This is a genomic window from Burkholderia sp. L-4 (assembly GCF_056856535.1).
The window spans coordinates 2,743,560-2,758,198 of sequence record NZ_JBXEOX010000002.1; the positions used below are offsets into that span (position 1 = coordinate 2,743,560).

General features: G+C 67.0%; 13 protein-coding genes. 8 read left to right on the forward strand and 5 right to left on the reverse strand.

The annotated features are described in order from the left end of the window. Window positions 1-31: 31 nt before the first annotated feature. From AC1VVG_RS29230 to AC1VVG_RS29240, 3 genes are all read left to right on the forward strand, one after another. Window positions 32-1,324 (forward strand): NAD(P)/FAD-dependent oxidoreductase, encoded by a 1,293-nt coding sequence (locus AC1VVG_RS29230; RefSeq protein WP_034189939.1) that lies wholly within the window; start codon window positions 32-34, stop codon window positions 1,322-1,324. Between the two features lie 43 nt (window positions 1,325-1,367). After that, complete coding sequence (locus AC1VVG_RS29235) at window positions 1,368-1,757, forward strand: DUF3331 domain-containing protein (protein ID WP_034189940.1); 390 nt, start codon at window positions 1,368-1,370, stop codon at window positions 1,755-1,757. A 178-nt stretch (window positions 1,758-1,935) separates the two neighbouring features. Beyond that, window positions 1,936-2,970 (forward strand): terpene synthase family protein, encoded by a 1,035-nt coding sequence (locus AC1VVG_RS29240; protein WP_482837032.1) that lies wholly within the window; start codon window positions 1,936-1,938, stop codon window positions 2,968-2,970. 59 nt (window positions 2,971-3,029) lie between these two features. On the opposite strand, the gene AC1VVG_RS29245 is transcribed toward AC1VVG_RS29240, so the two are convergent. Both AC1VVG_RS29245 and ggt read right to left on the reverse strand, forming a co-directional pair. After that, window positions 3,030-4,358 carry a dicarboxylate/amino acid:cation symporter gene (locus AC1VVG_RS29245; RefSeq protein ID WP_482837034.1) on the reverse strand — a complete coding sequence of 443 codons (1,329 nt, stop codon included), beginning with the start codon at window positions 4,356-4,358 and terminating at the stop codon, window positions 3,030-3,032. Between the two features lie 184 nt (window positions 4,359-4,542). After that, on the reverse strand, window positions 4,543-6,294 hold the full coding sequence (ggt, locus tag AC1VVG_RS29250) for a gamma-glutamyltransferase (protein ID WP_034189943.1): 1,752 nt from the start codon (window positions 6,292-6,294) through the stop codon (window positions 4,543-4,545). A gap of 337 nt (window positions 6,295-6,631) precedes the next feature. Between ggt and AC1VVG_RS29255 the strand changes: the two genes are divergently transcribed. Continuing rightward, the gene (locus tag AC1VVG_RS29255) at window positions 6,632-7,510 is read left to right on the forward strand and encodes a MurR/RpiR family transcriptional regulator (RefSeq protein ID WP_034189944.1); all 879 of its coding nucleotides are present in this window, start codon (window positions 6,632-6,634) and stop codon (window positions 7,508-7,510) included. Window positions 7,511-7,537: 27 nt separating this feature from the next. On the opposite strand, the gene AC1VVG_RS29260 is transcribed toward AC1VVG_RS29255, so the two are convergent. The 3 genes from AC1VVG_RS29260 to AC1VVG_RS29270 all read right to left on the reverse strand — a co-directional run bounded on the left by AC1VVG_RS29260 (window position 7,538) and on the right by AC1VVG_RS29270 (window position 10,982). Further along, on the reverse strand, window positions 7,538-8,887 hold the full coding sequence (locus AC1VVG_RS29260) for an ABC transporter ATP-binding protein (protein ID WP_206141233.1): 1,350 nt from the start codon (window positions 8,885-8,887) through the stop codon (window positions 7,538-7,540). Window positions 8,888-8,898: 11 nt separating this feature from the next. Beyond that, on the reverse strand, window positions 8,899-10,653 hold the full coding sequence (locus tag AC1VVG_RS29265; protein WP_206141232.1) for an ABC transporter permease: 1,755 nt from the start codon (window positions 10,651-10,653) through the stop codon (window positions 8,899-8,901). A gap of 101 nt (window positions 10,654-10,754) precedes the next feature. After that, window positions 10,755-10,982 carry a hypothetical protein gene (locus AC1VVG_RS29270; RefSeq protein ID WP_034189507.1) on the reverse strand — a complete coding sequence of 76 codons (228 nt, stop codon included), beginning with the start codon at window positions 10,980-10,982 and terminating at the stop codon, window positions 10,755-10,757. A 258-nt stretch (window positions 10,983-11,240) separates the two neighbouring features. Here AC1VVG_RS29270 and AC1VVG_RS29275 point away from each other — a divergent pair, with 258 nt between their 5' ends. The 4 genes from AC1VVG_RS29275 to AC1VVG_RS29290 all read left to right on the forward strand — a co-directional run bounded on the left by AC1VVG_RS29275 (window position 11,241) and on the right by AC1VVG_RS29290 (window position 14,384). After that, the gene (locus AC1VVG_RS29275) at window positions 11,241-12,185 is read left to right on the forward strand and encodes a metallophosphoesterase family protein (protein ID WP_034189506.1); all 945 of its coding nucleotides are present in this window, start codon (window positions 11,241-11,243) and stop codon (window positions 12,183-12,185) included. Window positions 12,186-12,204: 19 nt separating this feature from the next. Then, window positions 12,205-12,546, forward strand: a complete 342-nt coding sequence (locus tag AC1VVG_RS29280) for a plastocyanin/azurin family copper-binding protein (RefSeq protein ID WP_034189505.1) — start codon at window positions 12,205-12,207, stop codon at window positions 12,544-12,546. 92 nt (window positions 12,547-12,638) lie between these two features. Then, window positions 12,639-13,100, forward strand: a complete 462-nt coding sequence (locus AC1VVG_RS29285; RefSeq protein WP_049031278.1) for a cupin domain-containing protein — start codon at window positions 12,639-12,641, stop codon at window positions 13,098-13,100. A gap of 144 nt (window positions 13,101-13,244) precedes the next feature. Further along, window positions 13,245-14,384, forward strand: a complete 1,140-nt coding sequence (locus AC1VVG_RS29290; protein WP_034189503.1) for a patatin-like phospholipase family protein — start codon at window positions 13,245-13,247, stop codon at window positions 14,382-14,384. The last annotated feature ends 255 nt before the right edge of the window (window positions 14,385-14,639 follow it).

Below are 14,639 nucleotides of genomic sequence, written 5' to 3' on the forward strand. Positions count from 1 at the left end.
CATACCTTATTCATCACGTGATGATTTATCCATGACAACCCCTACACGCATCGTCATCGTCGGCGGCGGGATCGCCGGGCTGCAGCTTGCGACCCGCCTGGGCGAGCGTCTCGGCCGGTCCGGGCGGGCGCAGGTCACCGTCGTCGACCGCAGTCCGACGCACATCTGGAAGCCGATGCTGCACACGATCGCGGCCGGCACGCGCGACGTCCAGCAGCAGCAGGTGATCTTCCTCGCCCATGCCCGCGACCACGGCTACACGTACCAGCCCGGCGAACTGAAGGGGCTCGATCGTGCGCGCCGCCGCGTGCAGCTTGGCGAGATCCGCTCGCAGGACGGCGCGGTGGTGATCGAGGCGCGTGAACTCGAATACGACGTGCTGATCCTCGCGCTCGGCAGCCAGGCCAACGATTTCGGCGTGCCGGGCGTGCGCGAGCACTGCTACTTCATCGACAGCCAGCAGCAGGCCGAGACCTTCAACGAAGCGTTGCGGATGCGCGTGTTCCGCAGCATCGCGCGCGACGAACCGTTTCGCGTCGCGATCGTCGGCGCGGGCGCGACGGGCGTCGAACTCGCGGCGGAGCTGAGCCGCCTGCTGGAGGTCGCGCAGGCCTATGGCGACGAGACCGTGCGCGAGCGGCTGCAGCTCACGCTGCTCGAAAGCGGCCCGCGCATCCTGAACGCGTTTCCGCCGCGGATTTCCGCGTCCGCGCAGCGGCGGCTCGAACAGATCGGTTTTCACGTGCTGACGTCGACGCGCGTCACGTCGGCCGATGCGAACGGATTCCACTACGGCGACGGTTCGTTCGCCGAAGCGGACCTGATGGTCTGGGCAGCCGGCGTGAAGGCGCCGGATTTCATGCAGGCGCTCGGCGGGCTCGACACGAACCGCGCGAACCAGGTCGTCGTCGGCCCGACGCTGCAGGCCACGGGCGACGAACGCGTGTTCGCGATCGGCGATTGCGCGAGCCTGTTGCCCGACGGCCACGAGCGGCCGCTGCCGCCCACCGCGCAGGTCGCGACGCAGCAGGCCGAACATCTCGCGAAGCACCTGCCCGCGTGGCTCGACGGCACGCCGATGCCGCCGTTCGCGTTCCACGATTTCGGCGCGCTCGTATCGATCAGCGACTACGACGCGTTCGGCACGCTCGGGCAGTTCGGGTTCTTTCGCGGCGGCTTCATCCAGGGGCGTTTCGCGCAGTTCAGCCACCTGATGCTCTACCGGCGGCACCAGCAGGCGCTGCACGGTTTCTCCAAGGCGACCCTGCTGTGGATCGCCGAACGGATCAACGGCTGGGTGCAGCCGCGCATCCGCCTGTCGTGATGCCGCGCGTGGCGGCACCACGTAACGTTTCGAGGGACATGACATGAACAACCCTGCAGCGCCCTGGCTCATGACCGTCGCCGCGATCGGCAGTTTCGACATGCCGTCCGTCTCGTGGGGCGGCCCGCGGCGGCGCACCGTCACGCGCGACCGGTTGCCGTCGTGGGACGCCTCGAGCAAGCCGGCCATCAGCGTGCTCGAGCGGCCCACGGCCGACACCGTGATGATTTCGTGGCGCGACGCGTGCACCGGGCATTACGGCTACCAGAAATGGCGGCTGTTCACGACGCGCAAGCGCGGCGTATGCGCGCTGTCGGGGCGCGCGATCGAAATCGGCGACAGCGTCTACGCGCCGCAACTGCTCGGCTCGACGCCGGGCAACGCCGCCGCGATGGTGCTCGCGGCGTGCATCGACACGGTGGAAGCCGTGTGACGTGCGGGCCGCCCGTGTTTGCCCGCATCGTCGCAACAGCGCACGGGAATATTTCGAATGCCGATGCAATGATGCTGACAGGCACGCTTGCCTGAACGACGCGCTTGCATCCCGGGCACGATTCACTAGTATCTGAACACGCATCCGCGCCCGGCTCGACGCTCCTGGAGTGTGCTCCATGCCCAACGTGCATTTCGCCCTTCCCCGCCTGTCCGATGCCCGCCACGATCCGAGACGCTTCGACGCGGGCGACGGCGCATGGTTGAAACGCATGGGCCTGCAGACCAGCGACGACGAAGCCGCCAAATGCATACTGCAGATCGGCGGCCCGTCGTTCGCGGCACTGACCTGGCCCAACCTGCCCGAACGCGCGGTGCAGCTGGCAGCCGACTTCGTCACGCTGATGGGCCTTCTCGAAGATACCTGCGGGCTGGTCGCGAAAAGTCCGCAGCGTGTCCGCGATTTCCTCGCGCCTTACTTTGCGTTGACCTGGGATCCGGACGACCGGTCCGTCGCGCGCAACACGCCGCTGATTCGCGCCTTTCTCGACATCTGGCATCGCGCATCGCACGACATGTCGGAACACTGGCGCCGCCGCGCGCAGGAACACTGGCGCCAGTTCTTCAACGGCTGGCTCAGGGAAGCGGACTGGCATGCCGCCGGCCGGTACCCGAGCCTGTATACCTTCTGGGAACCCCGTCGCGAATCGGTCGGCGCCCGCGTGCTGCTCGATCACCTGGAGGCGACCTGCGGATACGAAATCGCTCCGCGCACGATTACTCATCCGGCGGTGCGCCAACTGGGCGATCTCAGTCTCGACACCGTGTTTCTCGTCAACGACGTCTTCTCGTACGAGCGCGAAAAGCACCTGGGGGAAGTCCACAACTTCGTGATGGTGCTGGAGCGGGAGCGCGGGTGGCCGCTCGATCGCGCCATCGACGAATGCCGGCGCCTGGTGGACGATGCCTATCGGGAATTCACGCGTCAGCAGCGCGCGTTACGGCAAAGCGACGTGCTGCCGGCCGCCGCCGGCGAACAGGAATGGCGGCAGCTCGAGCACTACGTCGGAATGTGGCACGACCTGATGCGCGGAAACTACGACTGGCACATCTTCATGTACGAGGACGGCGGACGCTATATCCGGGACGACCTGGCCAACACGTCGTATCTCGAGCACGTTCCCGTCGGGGCGGGTACGGCAGCCCGCCCCTGAAGCGGGGAAACCTCCCCCGATCGCGGCCCGACGGCGGCCGTCGGGCCGTCCAAGGCCGGTCAGGAACCGATCGCCGAGCCGGCCGGCGTGCGCGGATCGCCGTTCTGCCGCTCGAGTTCGGCATCGAGATGCGCGGCATGCGCCAGTGCTTCGGACTCCGACATCAGCTCGCCCTCCCACTTCGCGACCACCGCGCTGGCAATCGAATTGCCGACCGCGTTCGTGGCCGAGCGCCCCATGTCGAGGAACGTGTCGACGCCAAGAATCAGCAGCAGCCCGGCTTCCGGGATGTTGAACTGGTGCAGCGTCGCGGCGATCACGACGAGCGACGCGCGCGGCACGCCGGCCATCCCTTTCGACGTCAGCATCAGGACCAGCAGCATCGTGACCTGCGTGCCGAGCGACAGGTGGATGTTGTAGGCCTGCGCGATGAACAGCGACGCGAACGTGCAGTACATCATCGAGCCGTCGAGGTTGAACGAATACCCCATCGGCATCACGAAGCTCGAGATCTTGCGGCGCACGCCGAACCGGTCGAGCGCATCGAGGATCTTCGGGTACGCGGCTTCCGAGCTCGCGGTCGCGAACGACAGCATGAACGCTTCCTTGATCAGCACCAGCAGCCTGAACACCCGGCGGCCGAGGAACAGCAGCCCGGCGGCGACGAGCGTCGCCCACAGCAGCATGAGGCTCATGTAGAAGTCGCCCATGAACACCGCGAACTTCAGCAGGATCGACAGCCCGTTGACCGCGACGGTCGACGCCATCGCGGCCATCACCGCGAGCGGCGCGAGCTTCATCACGTAGCCGGTGATCTTCAGCATCACGTGCGCGAGCTGGTCGATCGCGGCGACGAGAATCTTGCCATGCTCGCCGAGCGCCGACAGCGCGACGCCGAAGAACATCGAGAACACGACGATCTGCAGGATCTCGTTGTTCGCCATCGCCTCGGCGATCGATTTCGGCACCATGTGGCCGACGAAATCCTTCAACGTGAACTTGGAGGTCGCGAGGTGCGCGGACGCGCCGATATCCGGCAGCGGCAGCCCGAGGTTCTCGCCGGGCCGCAGCAGGTTCGCCATCAGCAGGCCCAGCAGCAGCGAGACCAGCGACGCGGTGACGAACCAGCCGAACGCCTTCACGAACACGCGCCCGACCGACGACGCGTCGCCCATGTGCGCGATGCCGACGACGAGGGTCGAGAACACCAGCGGGCCGATCACCATCTTGATCAGCCGCAGGAACACGTCGGACACGAGCGAGATGTAGCCGGCGATTTCAGCGGCCGACTGCTTGTCCGGAAGCTGCGTGTAGATCAGGTAGCCGATGAAGATGCCGGCCGCCATCGCGAGCAGGATCCAGCCTGCCGCTGACATTCGTTTGTTCATGACGGAGTCCGTGCACGGTAAAGGGGTTGACGGATAAAACCGCGCGCGAGCCGTGCCGTGCCGCGGGGCGCGCGTGGCAAGCCGGTCGGGCTTGCGAGTGTCCGCGAACGGACCTGCCGCCGCCGCGACGGCATTCGCGGGAAAGCAAACACCGGCGGCGGCAGTTCAGCGGGATGCGACCGGCTCAGTAGCCGATCGCCGAACCGGCCGGACGGCGCGGATCGTTGTAGCCGTAGATGAAACCGGGCCGCACGTTGCCGGACACCGACGAATCGTTCCCGGAACTCTGGCGGCTCGCCGCTTCGGTGCCCGGCAGGCCGACCAGGATCAGCTCGGCGGCCCCCCAGGGCGTCTGCTCGACCATCTTGTAGCCCATGTTGCGCAGGATCGCGAGCGTATCGGGCGACAGGCCGTAGGTTTCGTAATAGACCTCGTCCGGCAGCCACTGGTGATGGATGCGCGGCGCGGCGACCGCGTCCTGCGGCGTCATCCCGTAGTCGATCACGTTCAGCACGGTCTGCAGCGTGATCGTGATGATGCGCGAGCCGCCCGGCGACCCGACCACCATGAACACCTTGCCGTCCTTCTTGACGATGGTCGGCGCCATCGACGACAGCGGACGCTTGCCCGGCGCGATCGAGTTGCGCGTGCCCTGCACGAGGCCGAACAGGTTCTGCGCGCCGACCTTCACCGTGAAGTCGTCCATCTCGTCGTTCAGGAAGAAGCCCGTGCCCGGCGCGATGACCACGGCGCCGAAACGGCCGTTGACCGTATAGGTCGTCGACACCGCGTTGCCGTCGTGGTCGACGATCGAGTAATGCGTCGTTTCCGGCTTCTCGTGCACGCCGACACCGGGCTGCACGTCGACCGACGGCGTGGCCGTGTCGGCATGGATGCTCTTGCGGATCTGCGCCGCGTATTCCTTGCTCGTCAGCTTCGCGACCGGGTTGTCGATGAAGTTCGGATCGCCGAGCAGCGTGTTGCGGTCTTCGTATGCATGGCGCATCGCTTCGGTCATGTAATGGACCGCAGCGGCCGAGTGATAGCCGAGCTTGCGCAGGTCATACCCTTCGAGGATGTTCAGCGTCTCGCACATCGTCACGCCGCCCGAGCTCGGCGGCGGCGCCGACACGAACTCGTAGCCGCGATACGTGCACGTCAGCGGCGCCATGTCCTGCGCGCGGTAGGACGCGAAGTCGGCGGCCGTGATCACGCCGCCGCCGCGCCTGGCGGCCGCTTCGACGATCTTCGGAATCTCGCCGTGATAGAACGCGTCGGGCCCCTGCTCCGCGATGCGCTCGAGCGTGCGGGCCAGGTCCTTCTGCACCAGGCGGTCGCCTGGCTGCAGCGGCGTGCCGTCCGGGCGCAGGAAGATGCGCGCGGCTTCCGGGTCCTTCCTGAAGCGTTCGACCGTCGTATCGAGAATGTCCGTATCGCCGCGCGTCAGCACGAAGCCGTCGCGCGCGAGCCGGATCGCCGGCGCCATCACCTGCTTGCGCGTGAGTTTCCCGTACTTGCGCTGCGCGAGATCGAGGCCGGCCACCGTGCCCGGCACGCCGACCGCGCGATAACCGTACAGGCTCTGCTCCGGAATGACGTTGCCCGCCGCATCGAGATACATGTTCGCGGACGCCGCGGCCGGCGCGGTCTCGCGGAAATTGATGAAGCGGTCGCGGCCGTCGGCCAGGTGGAGCGTCATGAAACCGCCGCCGCCGATGTTGCCGCAGCACGAATTCGTCACGGCCTGCGCATAGCCGACCGCCACCGCCGCGTCCACCGCGTTGCCGCCCGCCTTCAGGATGTCGACGCCGATCTGCGACGCGAAGTGCTGCGACGACACGACCATGCCGTTCTTCGCTTCGACCGCCGGGTCCGATGCGGCGAACGCGCACACGCTCACGGCCGACAACAGGGTGAGTACTACGAGCCGCCTCATGACGGAATCCTCCAGACAAATAAACCGGACCGGGCCGGCATGCGTCGCTCGACAACCATGTAATAAACGATACATTTCAGCGAGGCGCGATCATAGCACTCGTTTTTTGGGCCAAAACCTAGGGTTATCACTGAATCCAAGGCGGTGATTCGTCAATAAAAATCCCTTCACATGTTTATTTCATTACACTCATGCACGCGCCATCGGAACAGGCGAGACGTCCCTCCCATATCGGGACGGTCGCGGCCCGCCGCCCGTCGATCGGCTAACATGCGCGGAGTCGCCTGCAGACCCAGGTCTGCCGTTTGTCATTCAGATAAGAGAGCCGGAGTGCCCGATGGGGACGAGCATCAGGGCGTTGCTGCTATCCCAGATGGATAGCTTCACGCCGTCGGAACAGAAAGTCGCGCAGGCGTTGCTGGATCGCTATCCCAGTCTCGGGCTGGGGCCCATCGCGCAGTTCGCGAAGCAGGCGGAAGTCAGCGACCCGACCGTATTCCGCTTCGTCGTCCGCATCGGTTTTCCGAACTACTCGTCGTTCCAGCAGGCGCTGCACGACGAGATCGACACCGCCATGAATTCGCCGCTCGCGCGGATGGACGCATTCCACTCGGAAACGGGCATGCGCGACAGTCATGCGGCGATTTTCGAGCGGCTGTCCGGGTCGCTCGCGGCCACGATCGACAAGCTCGACGCGGCGGCATTCGACGCCGCGGTGGCGGTGCTGGCCGATCCGGGCGTGCGCGTCTTCTGCGGCGGCGGGCGCTATACGGCGCCGCTCGCGTCGCTGTTTTCGTTCACGCTGGCCTACGCGCGGCCGCATGTCCACCATGTCGAGCCGAACGTGAATCTCGCGTCGGCCGCACTGGTCGACATGGGGCGCGACGACGTGCTCGTGATCTTCGATTTCCGCCGTTACCAGAAGGACAGCATCCGCTTCGCGCAGGCCGCGCACCGGCTCGGCACGCGCATCCTGCTGATCACCGACGAATGGCGCTCGCCGATCGGCGAATTCGCGGAAATCGTGCTGCGGATCCAGGGGCGCCCGTTCGCGATGCTGCAGACCAACGTGCCGGCGCTGGCGCTCGCCGAAGCGCTGGTGATCGGCGTGACGAACCGGCTGCCGGAACTCGCGCGGCAGCGGATGGAGAAGATCGAGCGGCTCAGTACCGGGGGGATCGAGCAGGATACGAATCAGCGGGATTTGCCCGAATGACGATCGCTCGCCATCCGGGCCCGGCCCTCAGCTCTCGACATCCTCCAGACTGAACACCTCCGTCTTGTCGTTGTACGAAAAGACTTCGCCGTAACGGCCCCAGTCGATCACCGCGTCGAGCGTTTCCTCGGCTGCTTCGTCCGACAGGAAATCCTCCAGTTCCTGCTCGAAGCGCACGCGCGGCGCGCGATGGCCCGGGCGCTCGTTCAGCACCTTCCTGATCCGTGCCGCCAGCGGCACGTGCTTCAGCAGGTGATCCGCAAACATCAGCTTGCGCTCCTGCGTGCCGAATTCCGCGAACACGCGTGCGGGCGGCGTCAGGAACACGTCGCCTTCGCGCACGTCCGCGAAACCGAGGTGCTGCAGCACTTCGGCGATCGGGAACAGTTCGTCGACTTCCAGATGCAGCGTACGCGCGATTTCCGGCATGTCCGCGCGGCCGTGGTACGGCGCCATCGCGAGCGTCTCGATCAGGCCGGCCATCAGGTTGGTCGACACGCGCGGCATCCAGCTGCCGAGTTCGAGCCCCTTCTTCGTCGCCTCGCCGGTCTGGCGCGCCGTCATCTTCGCGTAGATGTCGTCGACCAGCTTGCGGAAATCGGTATCGAGCCGGTTGCGCGGATGCTTGAACGGCACCTTGATCTCGGCGATCACGCGGCCCGGGTTCGACGACAGCACGAGGATCCGGTCGCACATGAACACGGCTTCCTCGATGTTGTGCGTGACGATCAGCACCGACTTGATCGGCATGCGGCCCTGCGTCCACAGATCGAGCAGGTCGGTACGCAGCGTTTCGGCCGTCAGCACGTCGAGCGCCGAGAACGGCTCGTCCATCAGCAGGATCGTCGGATCGACCACGAGCGCGCGCGCAAAACCGACGCGCTGGCGCATGCCGCCCGACAGCTCGCGCGGGTACGCGTTCTCGAAGCCGTCCAGACCGATCAGGTCGATCGCGGCCAGCGCGCGCTCGCGCCGCTCGCGCGCGCCGACGCCGAGCGCCTCGAGGCCGGCTTCCACGTTCTGCAGCACGGTGAGCCACGGGAACAGCGCGAAGGTCTGGAACACCATCGCGACGCCTTCGGCCGGGCCGGTCAGCGGCTTGCCGAGGTAGGTCACCTCGCCGCCGGTCGGTTCGATCAGGCCGGCGATGATGCGCAGCAGCGTCGACTTGCCCGAGCCCGAACGGCCGAGCAGCCCGACGATCTCGCCTTCGCGCAGCGACAGGTTCGCATCGTCGAGCACGAGCAGTTCGCCCTGCGTCTTGTTGAAGCCGCGGTTGACGTGCTCGACGCGCAGGATTTCCTCGCCGAGGCGCGGCGGCTGCAGCGGCTGGGACGTCTTGGCGGGTGCGTTGATAACGGTCGAATTTGGTTGCATCGCGCTTACTCTCAATCGAGACGGAGCCGGGATTCCGCGTAGGCGTACATCGGACGCCACAGCAGACGGTTGAACAGGGTGACGAACAGGGACATCACGGCGATGCCCAGGATGATCTTCGGGAAATCGCCGGCGGCGGTGGTCTGCGCGATGTACGCGCCAAGGCCGTGCGCAATGACCTTCGTGTCGCCCCACTGCACGAACTCGGACACGATGCTCGCGTTCCATGCGCCGCCCGACGCGGTGATCGCACCGGTCACGTAGTACGGGAAGATGCCGGGCAGGATCGCCTGCCGCCACCACTGCCAGCCGCGGATGCGGAAATTCTTCGTCGCTTCCTTGTAGTCGTTCGGATAGGACATCGCGCCCGCGATCACGTTGAACAGGATGTACCACTGCGTGCCGAGCACGATCAGCGGCGACAGCCAGATGTCCGCGTTCAGGTGGAAGTGGACGATCACGATGACGAACACCGGAAACAGCAGGTTGGCCGGGAACGCGGCGAGGAACTGCGCGAGCGGCTGGATCTTCTCGGCCAGCTTCGGACGCAGCCCGATCAGCACGCCGAGCGGCACCCAGACCAGCGACGCGATCGCGATCAGCACCAGCACGCGCAGCAGCGTGATGAGCCCGAGCACGAGCACGTGGCCGACCTCGCCCATCGTCACGCCGGTCGCGACGAAGCTGACGACGCGCCACGCGACGTACGCCGTCAGCAGGATCACGAACGCGCCCCACACGATGTCGCCGAGGCGCGATGCGCGGCGCGACGATGCGCCGCGCGAGCGCGCGCCCTTCCGCGACGGCACGCGCAGCGGAATCCGCGCGGCCTGCGACAGCAGCCAGCCGGCCGGCACGAGCAGCTGATGGATCAGGTGCGTGCGGCGCATCATGTCGAGCAGCCAGGATTGCGGCGCATCGCCCGACGCGGTGTTCTCCATCCGGAACTTGTCGGCCCATGCGACGAGCGGCCGGAACAGGAACTGGTCATAGGCAAGGATCACGACCGACATCGCGACGATCACCCAGCCGACCGCGCCGAGGTTCTTGTCCGAGATCGCCTGCGCGAGATACGCGCCGATGCCCGGCAGCGTGATCGTCTGGTTGCCGACCGTGATCGCCTCCGACGCGACGACGAAGAACCAGCCGCCCGACATCGACATCATCATGTTCCAGATCAGGCCCGGCAGCGAGAACGGTACGTCGAGCTTCCAGAACCGCTGCCACGGCGTCAGGTGAAAGCCGCGCGACACTTCGCTCAGGTCGCGCGGCACCGTGCGCAGCGACTGGTAGAAGCTGAACGTCATGTTCCACGCCTGGCTCGTGAAAATCGCGAAGATCGCCGCCAGTTCGGCGCCGAGCACGCGGCCCGGGAACAGCGCGAGGAAGAACGTGACGGTAAACGAGATGTAGCCGAGCACCGGCACCGACTGCAGGATGTCGAGGATCGGGATCAGCACCATGCCCGCACGGCGGCTTTTCGCGGCGAGCGTGCCGTAGACGAGCGTGAACGCGAGCGACGCGACCATCGCCGCGAGCATCCGCAGCGTGGTGCGCAACGCGTATTCGGGCAGGTTCGACGGGTCGAGCGAGATCTTCTGCGTCTGCAGTACGCCGATCGGCGCCATCGTCTCGTGAAAACCGACGATCGCCATCGCGAGGATGCCGATGATCAGCGGAAACGCGACGGCGTCCCAGCGATTGGGGAGCACGCGCCACGCGGACGCGTTGGCGGTGCGATTCGGGTCGAAGAAACTGAGATCCATCGGTAGCGTGTTGTGTCGAATTGAAAGTCGATGGGTCCGGCCGCCGGTCTCGCGGCCAGGCGTCGCGCCCCGCGGCGCGAATCAGGACAGCCCGTGCGCAGTCATACCGGCAGCCCGTACGCGCCGGCCATCCCGGCCGTCAGCCGCGCGACGAACAGCAGCAGGAACGGCGGGACCGCGCGTTCCTTGACGGGGCTCGGCTCGGCATCGGGATGAACGCCGACATGGGCGATGCCGCAGGCAACGATCGGAAAGAACCGCACGAGGCGGGTCGTGCACGTGCGGCGGCCGACCGCGCCGCCCGTTTCCGTTGCCGCGAGGTTCGGCATGAAGAGGCTCCGGAGAGAGGTGATTCGGAGTCGCAGGCTATCGGTCGGCCGTGACGCAAATATGACGTGTCACTTACAGGACATTGACGGGTCATCCTCCAGGCATCGCGCGGCGCCCCGGAAGCCGCGAACACGGGGGGGTCGACCGCGTCGCGCGCGGGAATAAATCCGCCGCTTCGCCGGTATCGCATCCGAAGGCGCCGGCTTATTCCAGGACGATCCGGCCGTCCGGTTTCGTCACACGATTGCGAGGCTCCCATGTCTTCATCGACCCCTACCCGCCCGTCGCGCCGCAAGGCCCTGCAATGCATGGCCTTCGGCGGCCTCGGCACGCTGTTTACGCTGTCGGGCGGCATCCTGACGCCGTTCGACCTCGCGCTCGCGCAGACCGGCGATGCGCGCCCGGCCGACGCGGGCAAGCCGCTGTTCGTGCAGATCAGCGATACGCACATCGGCTTCAACAAGGACGCGAATCCCGATGTATCGGCCACGCTCAAGCAGACGATCGAACTCGTCAACGGGATGCCCGCGATGCCGGCGCTGGCCATCCATACGGGCGACATCACGCACCTGTCCAAGCCCGAGGAGTTCGACCACGCGTCGCAATTGCTGGCCGCGCTGCGCGTGCCGGAACTGCACACGGTGCCCGGCGAGCACGACGTCACCGACGGGTCGGGCGCCGAGTATTTCGGCCGGTTCGGCAAGGCGTCGGACAACCGCGGTTATTACAGCTTCGATCACGCGGGCGTGCATTTCATCGGCCTCGTCAACGTGATGCACTTCAAGCCGAACGGGCTCGGCAGCTTCGGCGACGACCAGCTCGCATGGCTCGCGCAGGACCTGAAGGGCCGCTCGTCGAGCACGCCGATCGTGGTGTTCTCGCACATGCCGATGTGGACCATCTACGAACCGTGGGGCTGGGGCACCGGCGACGCGCCGCAGACGATGGCGCTGCTGCGCCGCTTCGGCTCGGTCACCGTGCTGAACGGGCACATTCACCAGATCGTGTCGAAGGTCGAGGGCAACGTGACGTTCCATACCGCGCGCTCCACCGCGTTCCCGCAGCCGACGGCCGGCAACGGCCCGGGCCCCGTGCCGCTCACGGTGCCGCGCGACCGGCTGCCCGCGATGCTCGGCGTGACGACCGTCGAATTCGCCGGCCATCCGGTTGCGTCGTCGCTTCACGACACGACGCTGGCCTGATGAAAACAAGGAGAACGACATGATCCGCTTCATGCCAACCCGCACCGTCGCCGCGCTGATCCTGTGCGCGGCCGCCGCCGGCACGCCGCTCGCCGCGTTCGCGCAGGGCCCGACCGGCCCGCTCGTGACGATCCGCAATTTCATGTTTTCGCCGATGTCGACCACGATCAAGGCCGGCACGACCGTCACGTGGAAGAACCTCGACGGCGAACCGCACACCGTCGTCAACGATGCCGGCATCTTTCACTCGGCGGCGCTCGACCAGGGCGACACCTACTCGTTTCGCTTCGACAAGCCGGGCGTCTACAAGGTGTTCTGCGGGATTCACCCGTACATGAAGGAGACGATCACCGTCGAATGACGCGGCCCGCCAAACGACGCGAACGAACGGCGGGCGGCATCGGCCTACAATGATCGCCGTCCCATTCGCCCGCGTGGCAGACGGAGCCGCCCATGCCCAGGATCGACCTCGGCGCCGTGCCCGAACGCCGCGGCAGCGGCTATCCGCGGCCGTTCGACGCGCCGTGCGCGCAGCGCGTCCGCCAGCGTCTCGGCGACGCGGGCGGGCTGCGCGACTTCGGCGTCAACCTGATGCGCGTGCCGCCGGGCGGGTGGTCGGCCCAGCGGCACTGGCATTCCGACGAGGACGAATTCGTCTACGTGCTCGAAGGCGAGCTCGTGATGATCGAGGACGGCGGCGAGACCGTGCTGCGCGCGGGCGACTGCGCCGCGTTTCCGAAGAACTCGGGCAACGGTCACCACCTGGTCAACCGGTCGGACGCGGTTGCCGTCTATCTCGAAGTCGGCTCGCGTTCGCCGGACGACGTGATCACCTGCCCGGACATCGACCTGATGAGCCCGAGCCGCGACGGCCGGTTCCTGCACAAGGACGGCACGCCTTACCCGGACGCGTGACGCCGGCCGCGCCAAAGGGTCGGACGCGAGCGGCAACGCAAACGCGGGCCGCCGTCGCGCGGCGGGCGACGCCGCGCGATCGATCGCCTAAACTGAATCGAACTGTTCGGATCCGACCCACCGTCATACGCAGCGAGGCAAGCCATGACCGCGAGCCAGCCGGCACGAATGGACCTCCCCGGGCAAGTCGTGCTCGTGCTCCAGGGCGGCGGCGCACTGGGCGCGTTCCAGCTCGGCGTGTTCCAGGCAATGGACGAAGCCGGGATCCGGCCCGACTGGGTGGTCGGCACGTCGATCGGCGCGATCAACGCGGCGCTGATCGCGGGCAATCCGCCGGAGCAGCGCTACGACAAGCTGTCGGCGTTCTGGCGGCGCGTGACCGAGCGGACCCGTTTCGACGTCCCGCCCCTGGTGCCCGGCTGGGACCGGATGCTGGCCGAGCTGATGATCATCGGCGGCGGCATCACGGGCTTCTTCCAGCCCAATCCGGCGTCGTGGTTCGGGCCGCTGGCTCGCCTCGGCGTCGATCGCGCGTCGTACTACCGGATCGCGCCGCTGCGCGACACGCTCGCGTCGCTGGTCGATCCCGACTTGCTGAACGCGGGCCATCCGCGCCTGACCGTCAGCGCCGTCAACGCGTGTACGGGCACGATGCGCTATTTCGATTCACGCGATACACGGCTCGGGATCGAGCACATCATGAGTTCGGGGGCGCTGCCGCCCGCGTTTCCGGCGATACGGATCGACGGCGCGCCGTACTGGGACGGCGGCGTGTATTCGAATACGCCGGTCGAGGTCGTGCTCGACGACAACCCGCGCCGCAGCTCGATCATCTTCTCCGTGCAGATGTGGAATCCGGCCGGCCCCGAGCCCGAGAGCATCTGGCAGGTGTCGGAGCGACAGAAGGACATCCAGTACGCGAGCCGCACCGACAGCCACATCGCGCGCCAGCAGCAGATTCACCGGCTGCGCCACGTGATCCGCGAGCTGGTCCGGCACGTGCCGGAAGCCGACCGTGCGTCGCCCGCGGTGCGCCGGCTCGCCGCGTGGGGATGCGAGACGACGATGCACCTGATCAAGCTCGCCGCGCCGCGGCTCGACGGCGACAATCAGTTGAAGGACATCGATTTCACGCCGGCCGGCATCGCGGCGCGCCGGCAGGCCGGCTACGACGCGGCGAAACGGGCGATCGCCGCGCGCCCGTGGGACGTGCCGACGGATCCGACGGAAGGCTTGACGGTGTACGATCCGGACGCAGCGCCGGTCGCCGAAAAAACGGCATGACGCGCGGATGGCGCGGCCGCTCGCCCCGCACGCTCAGGCGCGCGCGGCCCGGACACGGGCGCGGCCGGCTTCGCTCACTTCGACCTCCGCCACGCCGCCGGGCGCATGGTGCCGGACCACGTAACCGCGCGCGCACGCCTCCTCCCAGACCGGCAGGCGCGGGCACGACGTGCGCCATGCGTCGATCACCTCGTCGTACGGCCGCGCGCCGGGCCCGATCCATTCGAGCAGGTCGAGGATCAACGGCTCGATCGA

What these genes read in the sequence shown, in the direction of transcription:
- AC1VVG_RS29290 (WP_034189503.1), top strand. Translation starts at nt 13,245, where the DNA reads ATGACCGCGAGCCAGCCGGCACGAATGGACCTCCCCGGGCAAGTCGTG.
- ggt (WP_034189943.1), bottom strand. Translation starts at nt 6,294, where the DNA reads ATGAGGCGGCTCGTAGTACTCACCCTGTTGTCGGCCGTGAGCGTGTGC.
- AC1VVG_RS29265 (WP_206141232.1), bottom strand. Translation starts at nt 10,653, where the DNA reads ATGGATCTCAGTTTCTTCGACCCGAATCGCACCGCCAACGCGTCCGCG.
- AC1VVG_RS29270 (WP_034189507.1), bottom strand. Translation starts at nt 10,982, where the DNA reads ATGCCGAACCTCGCGGCAACGGAAACGGGCGGCGCGGTCGGCCGCCGC.
- AC1VVG_RS29230 (WP_034189939.1), top strand. Translation starts at nt 32, where the DNA reads ATGACAACCCCTACACGCATCGTCATCGTCGGCGGCGGGATCGCCGGG.
- AC1VVG_RS29235 (WP_034189940.1), top strand. Translation starts at nt 1,368, where the DNA reads ATGAACAACCCTGCAGCGCCCTGGCTCATGACCGTCGCCGCGATCGGC.
- AC1VVG_RS29275 (WP_034189506.1), top strand. Translation starts at nt 11,241, where the DNA reads ATGTCTTCATCGACCCCTACCCGCCCGTCGCGCCGCAAGGCCCTGCAA.
- AC1VVG_RS29280 (WP_034189505.1), top strand. Translation starts at nt 12,205, where the DNA reads ATGATCCGCTTCATGCCAACCCGCACCGTCGCCGCGCTGATCCTGTGC.
- AC1VVG_RS29245 (WP_482837034.1), bottom strand. Translation starts at nt 4,358, where the DNA reads ATGAACAAACGAATGTCAGCGGCAGGCTGGATCCTGCTCGCGATGGCG.
- AC1VVG_RS29240 (WP_482837032.1), top strand. Translation starts at nt 1,936, where the DNA reads ATGCCCAACGTGCATTTCGCCCTTCCCCGCCTGTCCGATGCCCGCCAC.
- AC1VVG_RS29255 (WP_034189944.1), top strand. Translation starts at nt 6,632, where the DNA reads ATGGGGACGAGCATCAGGGCGTTGCTGCTATCCCAGATGGATAGCTTC.
- AC1VVG_RS29285 (WP_049031278.1), top strand. Translation starts at nt 12,639, where the DNA reads ATGCCCAGGATCGACCTCGGCGCCGTGCCCGAACGCCGCGGCAGCGGC.
- AC1VVG_RS29260 (WP_206141233.1), bottom strand. Translation starts at nt 8,887, where the DNA reads ATGCAACCAAATTCGACCGTTATCAACGCACCCGCCAAGACGTCCCAG.